This window comes from Klebsiella sp. TF21-TM (assembly GCF_019753495.1).
In the GTDB taxonomy this organism is placed as follows: Bacteria; Pseudomonadota; Gammaproteobacteria; order Enterobacterales; family Enterobacteriaceae; genus Klebsiella; species Klebsiella quasipneumoniae.
This window is the reverse complement of sequence record NZ_JAIJYL010000031.1, coordinates 22,261-39,275: the sequence shown is the minus strand read 5'-3', so window position 1 is coordinate 39,275 and position 17,015 is coordinate 22,261. Positions and strand designations below refer to the sequence as shown.

15 protein-coding genes are annotated in these 17,015 nt (G+C 61.7%); 6 read left to right on the top strand and 9 right to left on the bottom strand.

Translation table 11 applies throughout. From position 1 onward, the window contains the following. Nucleotides 1-6 precede the first annotated feature (6 nt). Nucleotides 7-726 (top strand): phosphodiester glycosidase family protein, encoded by a 720-nt coding sequence (locus K5R89_RS22665; RefSeq protein ID WP_065882582.1) that lies wholly within the window; start codon nt 7-9, stop codon nt 724-726. A gap of 242 nt (nt 727-968) precedes the next feature. Here the strand turns inward: K5R89_RS22665 and K5R89_RS22660 are convergent, their stop codons facing one another. The 3 genes from K5R89_RS22660 to K5R89_RS22650 are packed head-to-tail and all read right to left on the bottom strand — an operon-like array spanning nt 969 to nt 7,930. Further along, nucleotides 969-4,061, bottom strand: a complete 3,093-nt coding sequence (locus K5R89_RS22660) for an efflux RND transporter permease subunit (RefSeq protein ID WP_048296972.1) — start codon at nt 4,059-4,061, stop codon at nt 969-971. A 13-nt stretch (nt 4,062-4,074) separates the two neighbouring features. After that, a complete protein-coding gene (locus K5R89_RS22655; protein WP_087827243.1) occupies nt 4,075-5,154 on the bottom strand; it encodes an efflux RND transporter periplasmic adaptor subunit in 1,080 nt (359 codons plus the stop codon). 52 nt (nt 5,155-5,206) lie between these two features. Further along, complete coding sequence (locus K5R89_RS22650; RefSeq protein WP_217259574.1) at nt 5,207-7,930, bottom strand: cation-transporting P-type ATPase; 2,724 nt, start codon at nt 7,928-7,930, stop codon at nt 5,207-5,209. Nucleotides 7,931-8,431: 501 nt separating this feature from the next. Here K5R89_RS22650 and K5R89_RS22645 point away from each other — a divergent pair. Beyond that, nucleotides 8,432-8,680, top strand: coding sequence for a DUF1158 domain-containing protein (locus K5R89_RS22645; RefSeq protein ID WP_002893037.1), 249 nt, complete (start codon nt 8,432-8,434; stop codon nt 8,678-8,680). A 17-nt stretch (nt 8,681-8,697) separates the two neighbouring features. Here the strand turns inward: K5R89_RS22645 and K5R89_RS22640 are convergent, their stop codons facing one another. Beyond that, entirely contained in the window at nt 8,698-9,039 is a 342-nt protein-coding gene (locus tag K5R89_RS22640) for a RamA family antibiotic efflux transcriptional regulator (protein WP_004202492.1), read from the bottom strand. 30 nt (nt 9,040-9,069) lie between these two features. Beyond that, entirely contained in the window at nt 9,070-10,185 is a 1,116-nt protein-coding gene (locus tag K5R89_RS22635; protein WP_217259573.1) for an MBL fold metallo-hydrolase, read from the bottom strand. Between the two features lie 179 nt (nt 10,186-10,364). Here K5R89_RS22635 and K5R89_RS22630 point away from each other — a divergent pair, with 179 nt between their 5' ends. The 3 genes from K5R89_RS22630 (at nt 10,365) to nfsB (ending at nt 12,087) form a co-directional block, all read left to right on the top strand. Next, complete coding sequence (locus tag K5R89_RS22630) at nt 10,365-10,949, top strand: TetR/AcrR family transcriptional regulator (protein ID WP_023288732.1); 585 nt, start codon at nt 10,365-10,367, stop codon at nt 10,947-10,949. Continuing rightward, entirely contained in the window at nt 10,946-11,314 is a 369-nt protein-coding gene (locus tag K5R89_RS22625; protein WP_048296969.1) for an MmcQ/YjbR family DNA-binding protein, read from the top strand. The genes K5R89_RS22630 and K5R89_RS22625 overlap by 4 nt, the downstream gene beginning before the upstream one ends. Nucleotides 11,315-11,433: 119 nt before the next feature. Then, on the top strand, nt 11,434-12,087 hold the full coding sequence (gene nfsB / locus K5R89_RS22620) for an oxygen-insensitive NAD(P)H nitroreductase (protein WP_023288731.1): 654 nt from the start codon (nt 11,434-11,436) through the stop codon (nt 12,085-12,087). A 156-nt stretch (nt 12,088-12,243) separates the two neighbouring features. Here nfsB and K5R89_RS22615 read toward each other — a convergent pair whose 3' ends face one another. The 4 genes from K5R89_RS22615 to K5R89_RS22600 all read right to left on the bottom strand — a co-directional run bounded on the left by K5R89_RS22615 (nt 12,244) and on the right by K5R89_RS22600 (nt 15,451). Then, nucleotides 12,244-12,531, bottom strand: coding sequence for a helix-turn-helix transcriptional regulator (locus K5R89_RS22615; protein WP_049013658.1), 288 nt, complete (start codon nt 12,529-12,531; stop codon nt 12,244-12,246). After that, a complete protein-coding gene (locus K5R89_RS22610) occupies nt 12,524-12,841 on the bottom strand; it encodes a type II toxin-antitoxin system RelE/ParE family toxin (RefSeq protein ID WP_049013659.1) in 318 nt (105 codons plus the stop codon). The genes K5R89_RS22615 and K5R89_RS22610 overlap by 8 nt, the downstream gene beginning before the upstream one ends. Nucleotides 12,842-13,025: 184 nt before the next feature. Further along, nucleotides 13,026-14,069 carry a DUF2157 domain-containing protein gene (locus K5R89_RS22605; protein ID WP_032454993.1) on the bottom strand — a complete coding sequence of 348 codons (1,044 nt, stop codon included), beginning with the start codon at nt 14,067-14,069 and terminating at the stop codon, nt 13,026-13,028. 515 nt (nt 14,070-14,584) lie between these two features. Then, nucleotides 14,585-15,451 (bottom strand): helix-turn-helix transcriptional regulator, encoded by an 867-nt coding sequence (locus K5R89_RS22600; protein ID WP_023288725.1) that lies wholly within the window; start codon nt 15,449-15,451, stop codon nt 14,585-14,587. Between the two features lie 108 nt (nt 15,452-15,559). Between K5R89_RS22600 and K5R89_RS22595 the strand changes: the two genes are divergently transcribed. Continuing rightward, nucleotides 15,560-16,987 (top strand): MFS transporter, encoded by a 1,428-nt coding sequence (locus tag K5R89_RS22595; protein ID WP_072414144.1) that lies wholly within the window; start codon nt 15,560-15,562, stop codon nt 16,985-16,987. Nucleotides 16,988-17,015 lie beyond the last annotated feature (28 nt).

Genomic DNA, 17,015 nt, shown 5'->3' with positions numbered 1-17,015 from the left:
CCGCCCATGTTATTACGCTGCCTGCTCCCCCTGGCGCTGCTGCCCCTGGCCACCCTCGCCAGCGCCGCCTGTACCCTCACCGACCCGACGCTGACCCTGCAGAGCTATCGGGTGGATGCGCAGAAAGAGCGCATTGCGATGTACTGGCAGGATCGGCACGGCAAAGCCTGGGGTTCCCTGCGTTCGCTGCTGGCGGGTATCGATGGCGATGGCCGGGTGCAGATGGCGATGAACGGCGGCATTTACGATAAGGCCTACGCGCCGCTGGGGCTGTATATCGAAGACGGCAAGCGCCTGACGCCGGTAAACCGCTCCGCCGGCGGCGGGAACTTCTTTATCCGCCCCGGCGGCGTATTCCTGGTGGAGAACGGCCGGGCGAAAATCGTGCCGCTGCCGGCGTTTAAACGCTCTCCCGCCATCCGCTATGCGGTGCAGTCCGGCCCGATGCTGATTGAAAATGGCGCTATCAACTGGCGGCTGAAGCCCTCCGCCAGCTCCCGCAAACTGCGCAACGGCGTTGGCATCGATAAGCAGGGCCGGGTGGTGTTTATGCTCAGCGATCGCGAAACCAACTTCTATGATTTTGCCTGCTATGCGCAGTCAAAACTTGGGGTGCGGCAGATGCTTTATCTCGACGGCACCCTGTCGAAGATGTACCGCAAAGGCGGCAGCGTGCCGTGGCAGTATCATCCGTTCGTGACCATGATAACGGTGGAGAGGAAATAGCGGGCGCGTTTGGGGGCGGCCATTCCAGCCAGGAGACTGAATAAATTAACGACAGGCCGGGCAAGGGATTGCCGCCGTGCCCGATGTCCTTGCCCGGTGGCGCTGCGCTTACCGGGCCTACAAAGTCTGCTCGCTATGGTATGGCCCTGAAAACTACGGGCGTGCAGCGGGGCCGATTCCCCCTGACCCCGGCTCTCCCCCAGAGGAGAGGGGATCGCCCGGTAGTCGTTGTGGCGCCGCGCTTACCCACGCCGATGCGCCCACTCGCGCATACGCTGAAACAGCACATACAGCGAAGGAATAAACAGGATGCCAACCATCGTCGCCACCAGCATCCCGCTGAACACCGTGGTGCCGATGATCCGCCGGCTCTGCGCCCCGGCGCCGGTGGCGAGCATCATCGGCATGATGCCGATAATAAACGACACCGCGGTCATCATCACCGCGCGGAAGCGGCGGGTGGCGCCCTCGCGCGCGGCGTCGACTATCGACAGCCCCTCCTCGCGCCGGCTGCGGGCGAACTCAACGATCAGAATCGCGTTCTTCGCCGCCAGGGCGATCAGCAGCACCAGCCCTATCTGGACATACACATCGTTGGCATAGCCCGCCGTCCACAGCCAGACCAGCGCTCCGCCGATGGCGAACAGCACCGAGAGCATGACGCTCGCCGGCAGCGTCCAGCTTTCATACTGCGCCACCAGGAACAGCCACGCCATCGCCACCGCAGCCAGCACGATCCACACCGCCTGATTGCCGGTCTGCTGCTCCTGCCAGGAGATCCCGCTCCAGGCGTAGTCATACCCCGGCGGCAGATGGGCCTGCAAAATCTGCTCCATGGCCGCCATCGCCGTGCGGCTGCTGACCCCCTCGGCCGCTGAACCGCTCACCGACACGGACGGGAACTGGTTGTACTGCTGAATAAACGGCGCCCCCACCGTCGGCGTAATGGTGACCAGATTGCTCAACCGCACCCGCTCGCCGTCGCGGCTGCGGACGTACAGCTCGCTAATCTGCTCAGCCCGCTCGCGCCACTGCATCTCATTTTGCATCACCACATGATAGACACGGTTGTTAAGACTGAAATCGCCGGCGCGCGTGCCGCCGAACGCCGTCTGCAGGCTGCTGAAGATCTGCGCCACCGGCACATCCAGCAGCGCCGCCCGATCGCGGTCGACCGTCAGGGTCAGCTGCGGCACGTTGCTGCTCCAGGTGGTAAATACCCGGCTCAGCTGCGGATGCTGGTTCGCCAGCTGAAGGATCTCCCGCGTCACCTGCTCCAGCTCCGCCGACGACTGACCGGCCTGCGCCAGAATGCGCAGATCAAACCCCGAGGCATTGCCCAGGCCCGGCAGGGTCGGCGGCGCGAAGGTCATGATCGTCGCCTCCGGCAGCGACAGCAGCTGGCGCTGAATATCCGCCATCACCGTATCCAGCGGCGGCCGCTGATGCCAGTCCTTGAGCATCACCGAGATAAACCCGCCGTTAGCGGCGCTGGTGCCGTTGAGAATGTTGAAGCCGGACACCTGAATCACATCCTCCACCGCCGGGTTAGCCGTCAGCAGCTTGCGCGCCTGGGCCATCACCGCTTCGGTACGCTCCAGCGACGCCGCCTCCGGCAGCTGCACACTGGCAAACAGGTAGCCCTGATCTTCCTGCGGCAGGAAGCCTTTCGGCATCGAGGTGAAGCTGAACGCCACCAGCGCGCCCGCCGCCACCGTCGCCGCCAGCGCCAGCCACGGGCGGCGGTTCATCCACCCCACCAGCCGGCCATAGCCGTCGCGGGTGCCGTCGAGAAGACGGTTAAACGCCCGCCACACTGCCGCCGGCCGGGCGGGTCGCGGGCGCAGCAGCAGCGCGCAGAGGGCCGGGGTCAGGGTTAACGCCACCAGGCTCGACAGGGCCACCGCGGTGGAGAGCGTCACGGCAAACTGCCGATACAGCTCGCCGACGATCCCCGGGAGCAGCGCCACCGGCACAAACACCGCCAACAGCACCAGGGTCGTGGCGATCACCGGCCCGGCGATCTGCCGCAGCGCCTGGGCGGTGGCCTGCAGGCGATCCAGTCCTTCCGCCATTTTGGTTTCGACATTCTCCACCACCACAATGGCGTCATCCACCACCATCGTCAGGGCAAGAATAATCGCGAACAGGCTGAGGGTGTTGGCGCTGTAGCCCAGCAGATAGAGCACCGCAAAGGTGCCGATCAGTGACACCGGGATCGCCAGGGCCACGATCAGCGTCGCCCGCCAGCTCTGCAGGAACAGCGACACCACCACCACCACCGCCAGCAGGGTCAGCGCCAGCGAGACGCCGATCTCTTTGATCGTCGCCGCCACAAAGCGGGTGGTATCGAACTTCACCTCCCAGGTGAGATCCGCCGGAAAGCGAGTGTGCAGGCGGTTAAGCTCCGCGCGCACCGCGCTGGCGACCTGCAGGGCGTTGGCGGTAGGCGTCGGATAGATCCCCAGATAGGCCGACGCTTTACCGTTCAGCTGCGCGCCGGAGCTGTAGCTGCGGGCGCCCAGCTCGATGGTCGCCACGTCGGCGAGGCGCACCAGCTGCCCCTGCGCGCCGCGGCGGAGGATAATCTCGCCAAAGCTGGCCGCCTCGTTCAGACGCCCCAGTCCGTTGATGGTCAGCGTCTGCTGCTGGCCGTTGAACACCGGTGGGGTGCCCACCTGCCCCGCCGCCCCCTGCACATTCTGCTCGCGCAGCGCCTGGGCAACGTCATCCGTAGTGATGTTAAGGGCGTTCATGCGGTCCGGGCGCAGCCAGATGCGCATGCTGTAATCCCGGGCGCCAAACATCTGCACCTCGCCGACGCCGGGCAGGCGGGCCAGCGCCTCGCGCACCTGGGTGCTGGCGTAATTGCTGACAAACAGCGGCGACAGCGTACCCAGCGGCGAGTAAAGGCTTACCCCCATCAGCAGGTTGCTGGCGCGCTTGCGCACCTGGACGCCATTCTGCTGCACTTCCGCCGGAAGCTGCGCCAGCGCCTGCGCCACCCGGTTTTGCACGTCGATCGCCGCCAGATCGGCATCGGTGCCTGCCGCGAAGGTGATACTCAGGCGGTACGTCCCCTCGTCCGAGCTGGTGGACTCCATATACAGCATATGATCGACGCCGTTGAGCTGGGTCTCCAGCGGGGCGGCGATGGCCTCCGCCACGTCTGACGCGCTGGCGCCCGGCCAGCTGGCGGTGACGTTCACCACCGGGGGCGTGATCGCCGGGTATTGCTCCACCGGGATCAGCTTCAGCGATACCGCGCCGACAAAGGTCAGCAGCAGCGCGATCACCATCGCAAATCGCGGACGACGGATAAAAAAGGTCAGCATCCCCTCTCCTTAGCTAGTTCAGCACCTGCACCGCGGCGCCTTCGCGCAGCCGCTGCGCGCCGTCAGTGATCACCTGCTCGCCCGCCTGCAGCCCTTTCTCGACCGCAAACTGCTGCCCCTGTTGCCCCGCAAGGGTCAGACGACGCTGCCCGGCGGTGTGGTCCGGCTTCAGCACCCAGCTGAAAAAGCCCTGCGGATCCTGCTGCACGGCGGCAGCCGGGATCATCACCCGCGACGACAGCGCTTGCGGACGGAACAGGATCGTCACGCTGCCGCCCGGCAGCAGACGGTGCTGCGGATTGGCAAACTCCGCCCGCACCGCCACGCTGCCGGTGCGGGCGTCGATCCGGTTATCGATGGAGGTCAACACGCCGTCGCGCCGTTTGCCATCCACGTCAATTTGCGCCAGCCATGCCTGCTTCAGGGCGTGGATGTCGGCATGCTGGCCGGTTTTGCTGAAAAACGCGGCTTCGTCGAGGGCAAACGACACCCGTACCGGATCGAGCTGCACGATGTCCGCCAGCACCCCGCTGGACGGGTTGACCAGCGTCCCGACGTGAAAGGCGCTGTGGCCCACCCGCCCGGTCACCGGCGCCGCAATCCGGGTATAACCGAGCACAATCTGCTGAGCCTCGACGCGGGCTTTCGCCTGCTGCACGGCGGCGGCGGCGACGTCGCGCTGCATCCGGGCCGTGTCGAGGTCGTTGCGGCTGATGGAGTGGTTGTTGATGAGCCGCTCATAGCGAGTGAGCAGCTGCTGCGACTGGCGTAGCGAGGCTTCGGCGCTTTTCAGCTCGGCCTGCGCCAGGGCCAGCGCCGCGCGGGGCTGCGCGTCGTCGAGGGTAAACAGCAGGTCGCCCTCGGTCACATACTGCCCGTCCTGGAAGTGGCGCTGAACAATCACCCCTTCGGTGCGCGCGCGAATGTCGACGGCGCGGATCGCCTCGACCCGCCCGGGGATGGCGCGTTCTTCAGCGTGAGGAGCCCGTTCTACCGTGGCGATGCGGACCGGCACCGCCGGCGCGGCGGTCGCCGTCAGGACGCTGCCGCCCAGGACGCAGGCCAGCAGCGCAAAGCGAAAGGTGTTAATCATAGAGGATCCTTGCGAAAGTAACGCGCGCCTGCAGCCAGGCGCGCGAGATCGATCAGGCCGTTTTGCGGAACCGGCGCGTCAGACGCTTCTCGACTTCCACCACCAGGAACATGGCGATGCCGATGACCAGGGTGACAAACCAGTAGCGCAGCGGCAGCGCTTCCGTGCCAAACATGCTCTGCATCAGCGGGACATAGATAATCACCAGCTGCATCAGCAGCAGGACACCGGTCACCAGCCAGATGCCTTTATTGCGCAGCAGGCCCATGCTCAGGGAGAAGCTGTCGCTGCTGCGGCAGTTGATCATGTAGACCCACTGCGCCGTCACCAGCATCTGCAGCAGCACGGTGCGGATAAACTCCGGACTGTGGCCGCGCGGCGCCAGCCAGGCCTCAAGGATAAAGGCGGCGATCGCGATCATCGACCCGACGAAAGCCACCCGCCACACGGCGAAACCATCCATCACGTGCTGGCCGGTTTTACGCGGCGGGCGGTTCATCACGTTGCGCTCCGCGGCCTCAAAGGCCAGGCCGAAGGAGAGGGTCGCCGACGTCGCCATGTTCATCCACAGGATCAGCACCGGGGTCAGCGGAATCATGTTCCCCGCCAGCAGGGCGATGATGATTAGCAGCCCCTGCGCCAGGTTGGTCGGCATGATGAAGAGGATGGTCTTCTTCAGGTTGTCATAGACCCGACGGCCCTCTTTCACCGAGCTGGCGATGGTGGCGAAGTTATCATCGGTCAACACCATGTCAGCCGCCTCTTTGGTGACTTCGGTGCCTTTGATGCCCATGGCGATACCCACGTCGGCCTGGCGCAGCGCCGGCGCGTCGTTGACGCCGTCGCCGGTCATGCCGACCACTTCGCCGTTATCCTGCAGGGCTTTCACCAGGCGCAGCTTATGCTCCGGGCTGGTGCGGGCAAAGATGTCGTACTCCACCGCCGCCTTCGCCAGCGCCGCATCGTCCATGTGCTCCAGCTGGTAGCCGGTCATGGCCTGGCTGCTGTTGGTGATCCCCAGCATCTGGCCGATGCTCATCGCCGTCTGCGGGTGGTCGCCGGTGATCATCTTCACACGGATGCCGGCGGTCTGGCAGGCGTGGATAGCGTCAATCGCTTCCGGACGCGGGGGATCCATCATCCCGGCGATGCCGAGGAAAATCAGTCCCTCCTGCAGGTCCTCATGGTTCAGCGTAGTGGCATCAACGCTGGCCGGCTTACAGGCCGCCGCCACCATGCGCAGCCCCTGACGGGCGAAGCGCGCCATCTCCTCTTCCCAGTACTGCGCCTCGAAGGGCACCGCGCCCTGGCGGGTCATCTGCTCGCGGCACATGGCGAAGATAACGTCCGGCGCACCGGTGATCAGCACCCGGGCGTCGCCATCGATGTGCTGCAGCGTGGACATATATTTGTACTGCGAGTCAAAAGGGATCTTGGCCACCAGACGGGCCTCCACCGCCGGGAGCTGCGCTTTCGCCGCCAGCACCTTCAGCGCCCCTTCGGTTGGCCCGCCGGTGATCCCCCACAGGCCGCGCTCATCCTGGGTAAGCTGGCTGTCGTTGCACAGGTCGATGGTGCGCAGCCAGGTCTCCAGCACGGTACCCGGCTGAACCTGCACGGGCTCATCGCTCCCCTCAAGGAAGATCCGCCCCTGCGGCTCATAGCTGTCGCCTTCCACCCGGTAGCAGCAGTCGGCGGTGATGATCGCCTTGACGGTCATTTCGTTCATCGTCAGGGTGCCGGTTTTATCCGAGCAGACCACGGTCATGGCGCCGAGGGTTTCCACGGTCGGCAGCTTACGGATAATCGCCCGCTTGCGCGCCATCGTCTGCACGCCGAGCGACAGAATAATCGAGATGATCGCCGGCAGTCCCTCCGGTACCGCAGCCACCGCCAGGCTAATCAGCGACAGCAGCAGTTCGCCCATCGGGATGTCCCGCAACGCGAGGCTGAAAATAAACAGCGCCACCATCATGGCGAGGATAATGACGAAAATCGCTTTGCCGAGCTTATCCATCTGCACCAGCAGCGGGGTGCGGTGCTTCTCAATGCCCGCCATCATCTGGTTGATATGGCCGAGTTCGGTCTGCGCGCCGGTGGCGGTCACCACGCCGACGCCGCCGCCGGCGCTGACGGTGGTCCCGGAGAAGACCATGTTCACCCGGTCGCCCAGCGGCAGGTCGCCCTCCAGCGCGTCGGTGATTTTATCCACCACCGTCGACTCGCCGGTGAGGATCGCCTCTTCCACCCGCAGGTTGTGCGTTTCAATCAGCCGCATGTCCGCCGGCACGCGGTCGCCGGCGCGCAGGATAACGATATCCCCCGGCACCAGGTCGCGCGTCGGGATAGTCTCATGTTTGCCGTTACGCTGGACGCGGGCATCGCTGGAGAGCATGTTGCGGATCCCCTGCAGGGATTTTTCGGCGTTGCTCTCCTGGATATGGCCGATCAGGGCGTTAATCACCGTCACGCCAAGGATCACCAGGGTATCGACCCAGTGACCCATGATGGCGGTGAGCGCCGCAGCGGCCAGCAGCACATAAATCAGTACGTCGTTAAAGTGGGCGAGAAAGCGCAGCCAGGTCGGTTTTCCCTTCTTTTCCGGCAGCGCGTTCGGCCCGCAGGTATTCAGGCGCTCGGCGGCGTCTGCGGAACTTAACCCAGCGGCCTGGCTTTTGGTCTGCGCCAGCACTGCGTCAACGGTCTGCTGCCAGACCTGCCGTGGCGCGGTGTCGCCCGAGGGCGTCGTAAACTTTGGGTTATTCATCTTGGTCAAATTACATTTTCCTTATAAATTCCGTGAGTCGGAAAGCCTGAAATCATTCCTGGCCAATGCAATAAAAGGTGGCGAAAAAGCCGATAAAAATGTGAACTATTACAAGCCTAAATTTTTCGCAAAATAAAAAATATGTGGTAAGTTAATTCCACGAACCAACTATTACAGAATATTAATAAACCAAAACTAAACGAGGTCAAATATGTTTGGAATCTACCGCGGACGCCGTCTGGCGCTGTACATCCTGCTGGCCATCATCGCTGCCACGCTGGTGGGGTATAGCACTTATAGTTTTGTAAAAGCGCTGGCATAATAATGACGTTAATTTACAAGCAACGGGTTTTAATTTAATTACAAATTATTTCAGATTAATTAACATGAGAAGAAAACGCAGGCAATAATATTAAAAAGAGACGCATTAAGGCGAGTAAAATACAAAGCATATTGCGTTAGGTGTTATTTTGCCGGACAATATGTTTTTTAACTGATGATTAACATGACATGAAACATCCGCTGGAAACGCTCCTCTCCGCCGCCGGGATCTTACTGCTGGCCCTGCTCTCCTGTCTGCTGTTGCCCGCGCCGTCGCTGGGCCTGACGCTGGCGCAAAAGCTGGTTGAGACATTCCATATGATGGATCTCAACCAGCTTTATACCGTGCTGTTTTGTCTGTGGTTCCTGGCGCTGGGCGCCATTGAGTATCTGGTGCTGCGCTGGGTATGGCGTCGCTGGTTTTCCCTCGAACGCTAAATCAGGAAGGGCGCGCCTCAGTGGGCGCGGCTGTGGTTCTCTTTACGGTAGGCGCCCGGCGGCAGATTGAAGGTCCGGGTGAAGACGCGGGTAAAGGTCTGTTGTGAATCGAAGCCATACTTCAGGCAGATATCGTAGACCCGCTGATCGGTGTCGCGCAGATCGCGGGCGGCCAGCAGCAGCTTCCTTTCGCGTATATAGCGCCCCAGGCTCTCCCCTTTATACTGTAAAAACAGCCGTTGCAGATGCCATTTCGAATACCCGGCATGGCGAGCGATATCATCAATACGCAGCGGTTGATGCAGGTTGTCATCAATCCACTCGACGATAGTGTCAATCACCTGAGCGGAAATCGTCATATGCTCTCTCCTCTGATGCTGCACTGGCGCTTAGCGCCACCAGGCGTTAAATGATTGCGTCTTATCGGCGACCCACACCGGCTCGCCCTGCACAGGCGTCAGCAGACGCCAGGCCCTTCCTTCGCTGGCAGTCGCCAGCCGTTGATACGGTTCATCCCAGCTGTGTTTCGCCAAAACGAATCGTCCTGCATGCCCAGGCAGCACCGCGCGAGCGCGCAGGTCGTCAGCAGCCTGAGCCGTTTCATCCGGCATCATGTGGATATATTTCCAGTCCTGGTCATACTGTCCGTTCTCCATGATCGCCAGATCGATCGGACCGAACTCATCGCCTATCGCTTTAAAGTGCGGCCCATACCCGCTGTCGCCGCTGTAATAAATCTTTTGCTGCGGGGTAACGAACAGAAAACTGGCCCACAGCGTCTGGTTGCGCTTCAGCCCACGGCCGGAAAAGTGCCGCGCCGGCAGGACGTGGACGGTGAGCTCGTCGCTAACCGGAATCGCCTGCTGCCAGTCCGCTTCGGTAATCAGCGCCCCGTCCATTCCCCAGTAGCGCAGGTGCGACCCAACCCCCAGCGGCGTAATGACCCGCTTAATTTTCGGCAGCAGAGCGCGGATGGTGGCGTAATCCAGATGGTCGTAGTGATCGTGGGAGACGATAAGCAGATCGATCTCCGGCATCCCTTCCGCCCGCCACGGATAATCGCCGGGGAAGGCTTTATTGATAAAGGAGAACGGCGCCGCGTAATCGCTGAACACCGGGTCGATCAGGATGCGTTTTCCCGCCAGCTGCAGATACCAGGAAGAGTGGCCGAGCCAGACCATCACGTCCTGCCCGAGGGGCAGCGTCGCCAGATCGGTTTTCACCAGCGGCAGCGGCTGCGCGGGACGGGCGTTTTCCCGTTTGGTCATCAAAAAATCCCACCACGCCGCCAACATATTTTTCTGCCCGGTGAATCCCGGCGTGGGCAGTTGGTTATGGAACTGGCCGTCCCGGTAGTGGGGAGACGCTTCCACCTGGCTAAGCTGTGCCCCCTGCGGCGCCTTACCAAAACCGGCATTGAGGACAAACGGCAATGTCGTTGCTGCTGCGAGTAACATGATGGCGACCACGCTGAAAGTGACACGGTTCATATCCTGACCAGACAAAAGCCCCCATCCCGGAGGCTTTATGATATAACTTGATTATGAGTGAGTACGCACTCATTATTAGGAATGTGATGAAAGTCGTCAAGACGATTTTCAATTTTTGCGTTCCGCCGTTGCAGCGACCTGGTCAGACGTGCAAAGATCGGCGGTTTGTTTAAACCTGCGTGAGGAAAAATGTAGTGGCTCGTCCAAAGAGTGAAGATAAAAAGCAAGCGTTACTGGAAGCTGCCGCCGCGGCTTTCGCCCAGTCCGGCATCGCCGCCTCAACGTCGGCCATCGCCCGCAGCGCCGGGGTTGCCGAGGGGACGCTGTTTCGCTATTTCGCCACCAAGGATGAGTTGCTCAACGAACTGTACCTCGCCATTAAGCTGCGCCTGGTGCGGATGATGATCGCCGGGCTGGATCCGGACGAAAAGCGCCCGAAAGAGAACGCGCGCAATATCTGGAACAGCTATATCGACTGGGGCGTGCGCAACCCGATGGAGCACAAGGCGATCCGCCGGATGGCGCTCAGCGAGCGCATCACGGACGAAACCCGCCGCCAGGTGAAAGAGAGCTTTCCGGAGCTCAACGAAATGTGCCAGCTGTCGGTGAAAGAGATATTCCTCAGCGAAGCGTATCGCGCCTTTGGCGATGCCCTGTTTCTGTCGCTGGCGGAAACCACTATCGAATTCGCCAGCCACGATCCGCAGCGCGCCCGGGAGATTATCGCCCTCGGCTTTGAAGCCATGTGGAACGCCCTGCATGAGGCGGACGCCAAATGACGCCGGAAACGCTGCACCCCTGCGCCCACCGTATCGCCCTGACCTACCCGTTTACCGAGCACTGCTGGCCCTTTGGGCCGGAGTACGACGTGTTTAAGGTCGACGGCCGCATCTTTATGATCACCATGAACATTCGCGGCCGGGCGCTGGTCAACCTCAAGGCCGAGCCGCAGAAGTCGCTGCTCAATCAGGAAATTTATCGCAGTATCGAACCGGGCTACCATATGAACAAGAAACACTGGATCACGGTGGTGCCGGGGGACGATATCAGCGAGGATCTGCTGGCCGAGCTGATTGACGACTCATGGCATCAGGTGGTGAACAAGCTGAGCAAAAAGGCCCAGCAGCGCCTGCGTCCGCGCTGATTTTCAGCCAAACGCGATAAGTGTTATCGCATTTTTCACCCTTATCATTTGGCGATCTTCGCTGTACTCTTCCTCTCCTGAACGCACCGGTAAGGTGCTGTAAACTGTGAGGAAGAGTTATGGATATCGTATCGGTCGCTTTGAAGCGCTATTCCACCAAGGCCTTTGACGCCACGAAAAAGCTGACTGCCGGGGAAGCGGAACAGCTGAAAACGCTGCTGCAGTACAGCCCGTCTAGCACCAACTCCCAGCCGTGGCACTTTATCGTCGCCAGCACCGATGAAGGGAAAGCCCGCGTGGCGAAAGCCGCCAGCGGTACCTACGTGTTCAACGAACGTAAAATTCTCGACGCCTCGCACGTGGTGGTGTTCTGCGCGAAAACCGCGATGGACGACGCCTGGCTGCAGCGCGTCGTGGATCAGGAAGAGGCCGATGGCCGTTTCGCCACCCCGGACGCAAAAGCCGCTAACCACAAGGGTCGCACTTTCTTTGCCGATATGCACCGCAAAGAGCTGAAGGATGACGATCAGTGGATGGCGAAGCAGGTGTATCTCAACGTCGGCAATTTCCTGCTGGGCGTAGCGGCGATGGGTCTCGACGCCGTGCCGATTGAAGGGGTTGATTTTGCGATCCTCGATGAGGAATTTGACCTGAAAGCCCAGGGCTACACCAGCCTGGTGGTGGTCCCGGTCGGCCATCATAGCGTTGAAGACTTTAACGCCTCCCTGCCGAAGTCGCGTCTGCCGCAGTCGACGACGATTACCGAGATTTAATCTCCGCACAAGGCACCTTTAACCGGGCGCCTGTGGTGTCGCTTGTCAGTGCCGGGTGGCGGCTACGCCTGACCCGGCCTACATAACCCTCTCTATATCAGCTGGTTAGCCCTCACCGTAGGCCCGCGCAAGCGAAGCGCCGCCGGGCGCCTTAATTTAATACAGTAAAACTTGCGGGTGCTTTATACCGCAGGCTAACGCGTATCGCGTTAAGGTATCCAGACTGGCGCGGGTGATATTGGCTTCCATTCTGGAGACCGTTGGCGCACTCACCCCCATCCTCTGCGCCACCTGGGCTCGGGTCAGCCCCGCCTGCTCGCGCCATTGCGCCAGCATAGTACGTAATCGATGTTGACGTTCTTGCGCATCGAACGCAGCCTGAACCTCAGGCTGGCTGAGCAGTTCCGTTTTTAACGTATCCCAGTCAATGATCTTTTTACTCATTGCGCATCTCCTCTAATCGCTTCAGCGCCAGGCGAATTTCCGATGACGGGGTTTTTTGCGTTTTCTTGACAAAAACCCGTAGCAGAAAGAGCGTCTTGCCTTGCTGAAAAACGTAAATCCCCCGCCCCTGTACCGAACCTAACGCCCGAATTTCGAATAGCCCCTGCCCCAGCGGTTTACTATCAGGTTCTCTCAGCGCGGTGGGATTTTGGCGTAACTTGTCTAATTGCCTGATCATCTTCGCCTGGACAATGGCCGGAAGCGCCTGCAATTCCTTTTTAACGTCCACGTGCACAACCATTCTGAACATCAGACTCCCTTCCTCTAAATGTTAGCATATAAGGCAAATTGCCTTAAAGGCTAATTTTGCCGATGCCCGGCAAGCGTATGCGCATTTGCTGCCAATCGCAGAAAAACGTGCTGAAACTGGAATCATGGACGAAAAAAAGCCGCGACTTAGCGCGGCCTGAGTGGTTAGCGTTCTCAAAGCGAGGTTAGTTGTTCTCCACCTGCCTTTCACCCGCGTGCCAGATACGCTCGGCATAACGGCCAATTACCGCCAGCGAGACGGCAAGGATCAGGAAAAACAGCACCTTGTGCATCCCGTTCCAGAAAAACTCAAAGAAGCGGGTATAGAGATTGATCGCCAGGAAGGTTAACCCAAAGCCGCGCAGCATTGCGTCATCGGTTTTCAGACTGATAAAAATGCAGACGCCGGCCGCCGCGGCAAACAGCAGCCCCCACGGCAGGAGTCGCGCCTGGCTTACGTTGTACCAGCTGTCAGCGTCGTAATTGCCGAAAATCGACAGGATCCACAGCGCAATAAACAGATACGTGAGGCCCATCGCCTTGCTGACGGTAAACAGCTGCCGCTGGCGAAGCAGGGACTGCGCGCCGTAGCAGAGCGCCAGCAGCGCGCCGCCGAACAGGACGAAGCGAATCGGGTAGTTCATGCCCAGCCAGTAGGCGCCCCACCCCGAGACATAGCCGGTTTCCGCGCCAAACCAGTTGCCCAGCGCCAGCAGAAAAAAGAGCCACACCAGCCCGGAGCGGGCAGCATAGCCGATAGCGCCGTAAATCACGCATCCGGCCAGAAACAGCGGCGCGATATGGCCGCTGCCGTTATCCAGCCGTTCGCCAAGCTGCCATAGCGCCACCGCGGTAAAGACAACGCCCAGAAACAAAATCGCCTCGGTGCTGTAGTGCCACTGCGTTTCCCGCCGCTGGCGGCGAAAACCCCAGGCGTAGCAGGCGACAGCCAGCAGCGCAGGCAGCAGGATCCGCGTCAGCGCCGAGCGGCTGAACAGGCTCAGCAGCCACGCCACCAGTTCATTGTCGGCGAACAGACTGCCCAGAGCAATCAGCACGCAGGCCAGCGCGGTCCAGAAGGCATAGCGGCTCAGACGCCGCCAGTCGAAGGGGGAGACGCGCAGCGTTTGCGCCAGCCGCTGGCTGTCCGCCGGGGTTAACTCCCCGCTGGCCTGCCAGGCGTTCAGCGCGCGCTGAATAATGCGCTGCTCTTTTCGGGTTACGTTCATAGGCATTCCTTGAGACTGATGACAAACCTGTTTTCGCTAATGTGCTCGCCTTTCTGCGGGTGGCAGTTGCGCCTGACCCGGCCTACGGTCCCAGCCTGGGGCTGCTGAAACTGCCGGTGTTGCGGCCTCAACATCGCTGAGACGTTCCCGGCAGGCCGGGGCAGCCCGCATGGATGCGGGCTGAGGGCCGTGTTTTGCACGGACGCTGCCTCGGCCCGACCCGAAGCCTGCAGGGATAAGTCGAAGGCACCACGCAGTGGCGATGTTGCTGGCCGGAGCCCGGGGGTGCAGGGGGCGGCGGCGACTGGCCGCCCCCTGTGCGCTCCCTGCGCCATGAGAGATATAACGCAGAAGACTAACCGGGAGCGCAATGTGCGCTGAAGTCGCAGATAACATACAGGACTTCCCGACAGTGCTTTCCCTCCCCTATTCCCGGAGGGAGAGGGAACCGTCCAGCAGCGCCGGCCGGGCAATACCCGAAGTTGACACATTGCCAGCCATCTGATTCCTTGTGATTAATGTTGGTCCAGCCACGCCAGCGCCTGCTCGCCCGCCTCGTCCATCGGCAGGTAGACCAGCAGGCGCGAACCGTTGCGCGGCGCCGAATACCAGTACATCTGCTGCAGGCTGAATCGCCCGAGCTGCGGGTGGTTAAAATGTTTAATCTGGTTTTCCACGCCGCGCACCTCGTAGCGCTGATGCCACAGCGCTTCAAACTCCGACGAGGCGGCGAAAAAGCGCGCCAGTTTGTTTTCCCATGCCGGATCGCCGCGGTGCTCGGCCATCGCGGCGCGGAAATAGGAGACGAAGGTCGGCAGCACATCGCGATTTTCGATCCGGCTGCGCCAGGTCTCATGGGTCAGATACAGATAAATGCAGTTGCGATCCTCTTCCGGGAGGGTGGCGAAATCGATGCCCATCAGGCGGCAGAAGCTGTCGTTCCAGGCCACAATATCAAAGTTCGGTTTCTGAATACTGGCCGGCTGCGGCATCAGGCTGTCGAGCATTCGCCGGGTGCCGGGGCTGATGCCTTCGCATACCGTCACCTGGGTCGCTTCCGGCGGGGTCAGCCCGGCGAGTACGAACAGGTGCCGGGTCTCCAGCGGGCTGCACTGCAGGGCATTCGCTACCCCCACCAGCACCGCTTCCGACGGATTCACCTCCCGCCCCTGCTCCAGCCAGGTGTACCAGGTGACGCCGACGTCGGCAAGCATTGCCACCTCCTCCCGGCGCAGACCCGGCGTGCGCCGGCGGCCCACCCTGGGCAACCCCAGGCGCTGCGGATCGAGGCTCTCACGCCGGGCGCGCAGAAACGCCCCCAGCTGTTTGCGCCGATCGTCCGGCACGGCGAACGTCGACTCTCGTTGCGGCATCGTGGTCATCACCCCTCCAGCATGGTAGTTCCAATACCAGTATAGACAGGAACTGGTACCCGTTTAATTTATCGGTAATGCTACGTCGGTCTGCTGAATGACGCAATGGAGAACCCCATGAAAACGTCTGCTGTTTCACCCGGCCGCGCCGGTCTGTGGCTGCTGCTGGGCGGCCAGATGCTGCCGCTTATTGATACCTCGATCACCAATGTGGCGCTGGACGCCATCACCCACACCCTGGCGGCCAGCGCCACGCAGCTGGAGCTTATCGTCGCGCTCTACGGCGTCGCCTTTGCCGTCTGCCTGGCGATGGGCAGTAAGCTTGGCGATAACTATGGCCGCCGTCGCCTGTTTATGTGGGGCGTCGCTCTCTTTGGCATCGCTTCCCTGTTGTGCGGCATGGCGAACAGCATCAGCGCCCTGCTGGCCGCCCGCACCCTGCAGGGCGCCGGGGCGGCGCTGATTGTGCCGCAGATCCTCGCCACCCTGCACGTCACCCTCAAAGGCCCGGCCCACGCCCGGGCCATCAGCCTGTATGGCGGGATCGGCGGGATCGCGTTTATCGTAGGTCAGATGGGCGGCGGCTGGCTGGTATCGGCGGATATCGCCGGGCTGGGCTGGCGCAACGCCTTTTTTATCAATGTGCCGATCTGCCTGCTGGTGCTGGCCCTGAGCCGCCGCTATGTGCCGGAAACCCGTCGTGAGACGCCGTCGCGGATTGACTGGCAGGGTACCCTGTACCTCGCCCTCATCCTCTGCTGCCTGCTGTTCCCGATGGCCCTCGGTCCGGAGCTGCACTGGCCGCTGTGGCTGCAGCTGATGCTGGTGGCGGTCCTGCCGCTGCTGTTCGCCATGCGTCAGAGCGCCCTGCGCCAGCAGCAGCGCGGCGACCATCCCCTGCTGCCGCCGCGTCTGCTGCAGTTGACCAGCATCCGCTTCGGGATGGCCATCGCTCTGCTGTTCTTCAGCGCCTGGTCCGGCTTTATGTTCTGCATGGCGCTGACCATGCAGGAGGGGCTGGGGATGGCGCCGTGGCAGTCCGGCAATAGCTTTATCGCCCTCGGCGTGGCCTATTTTATTTCGGCGCTGTATGCCCCGCGGCTTATCGCCCGCTACAGCATGGGGCGGATCCTGTTGACCGGTCTGACGGTGCAGATCGCCGGGCTACTGCTGCTGTGCGCCACCTTCTCCCGCTTCGGCGTCGCCACCACCGCCCTGACGCTGGTCCCCGCTACGGCGCTGATCGGCTACGGTCAGGCGCTGATCGTCAACAGCTTTTACCGGATTGGCATGCGCGATATCAGCGCCAGCGACGCCGGGGCCGGGAGCGCCATCCTCAGCACCCTGCAGCAGGCGACCCTCGGTCTCGGGCCGGCTATCCTCGGTTCGCTGTTTCTGGCGCTGGCCCGCCGCGGCGGCGGAAACTATCCGCAGGCGCTGATTGATTTTCTGCTGGTCGAGGTGGCCATGATGCTGTTGCTGGGGGCCATCGCGCTGTGGCTGCGCCATCATCTCAACCGACAGCCGGCGACGGCGGCGTCGTAATACCGGCGGCGGTAATTTGCATAATCGT

Excerpts from the sequence above, each read along its gene's own strand:
- K5R89_RS22610 (WP_049013659.1), bottom strand. The coding sequence starts at position 12,841 with ATGTTCAGAATGGTTGTGCACGTGGACGTTAAAAAGGAATTGCAGGCG.
- nfsB (WP_023288731.1), top strand. The coding sequence starts at position 11,434 with ATGGATATCGTATCGGTCGCTTTGAAGCGCTATTCCACCAAGGCCTTT.
- K5R89_RS22615 (WP_049013658.1), bottom strand. The coding sequence starts at position 12,531 with ATGAGTAAAAAGATCATTGACTGGGATACGTTAAAAACGGAACTGCTC.
- K5R89_RS22625 (WP_048296969.1), top strand. The coding sequence starts at position 10,946 with ATGACGCCGGAAACGCTGCACCCCTGCGCCCACCGTATCGCCCTGACC.
- K5R89_RS22605 (WP_032454993.1), bottom strand. The coding sequence starts at position 14,069 with ATGAACGTAACCCGAAAAGAGCAGCGCATTATTCAGCGCGCGCTGAAC.
- K5R89_RS22645 (WP_002893037.1), top strand. The coding sequence starts at position 8,432 with ATGAAACATCCGCTGGAAACGCTCCTCTCCGCCGCCGGGATCTTACTG.
- K5R89_RS22655 (WP_087827243.1), bottom strand. The coding sequence starts at position 5,154 with ATGATTAACACCTTTCGCTTTGCGCTGCTGGCCTGCGTCCTGGGCGGC.
- K5R89_RS22665 (WP_065882582.1), top strand. The coding sequence starts at position 7 with ATGTTATTACGCTGCCTGCTCCCCCTGGCGCTGCTGCCCCTGGCCACC.
- K5R89_RS22660 (WP_048296972.1), bottom strand. The coding sequence starts at position 4,061 with ATGCTGACCTTTTTTATCCGTCGTCCGCGATTTGCGATGGTGATCGCG.
- K5R89_RS22640 (WP_004202492.1), bottom strand. The coding sequence starts at position 9,039 with ATGACGATTTCCGCTCAGGTGATTGACACTATCGTCGAGTGGATTGAT.
- K5R89_RS22600 (WP_023288725.1), bottom strand. The coding sequence starts at position 15,451 with ATGACCACGATGCCGCAACGAGAGTCGACGTTCGCCGTGCCGGACGAT.
- K5R89_RS22595 (WP_072414144.1), top strand. The coding sequence starts at position 15,560 with ATGAAAACGTCTGCTGTTTCACCCGGCCGCGCCGGTCTGTGGCTGCTG.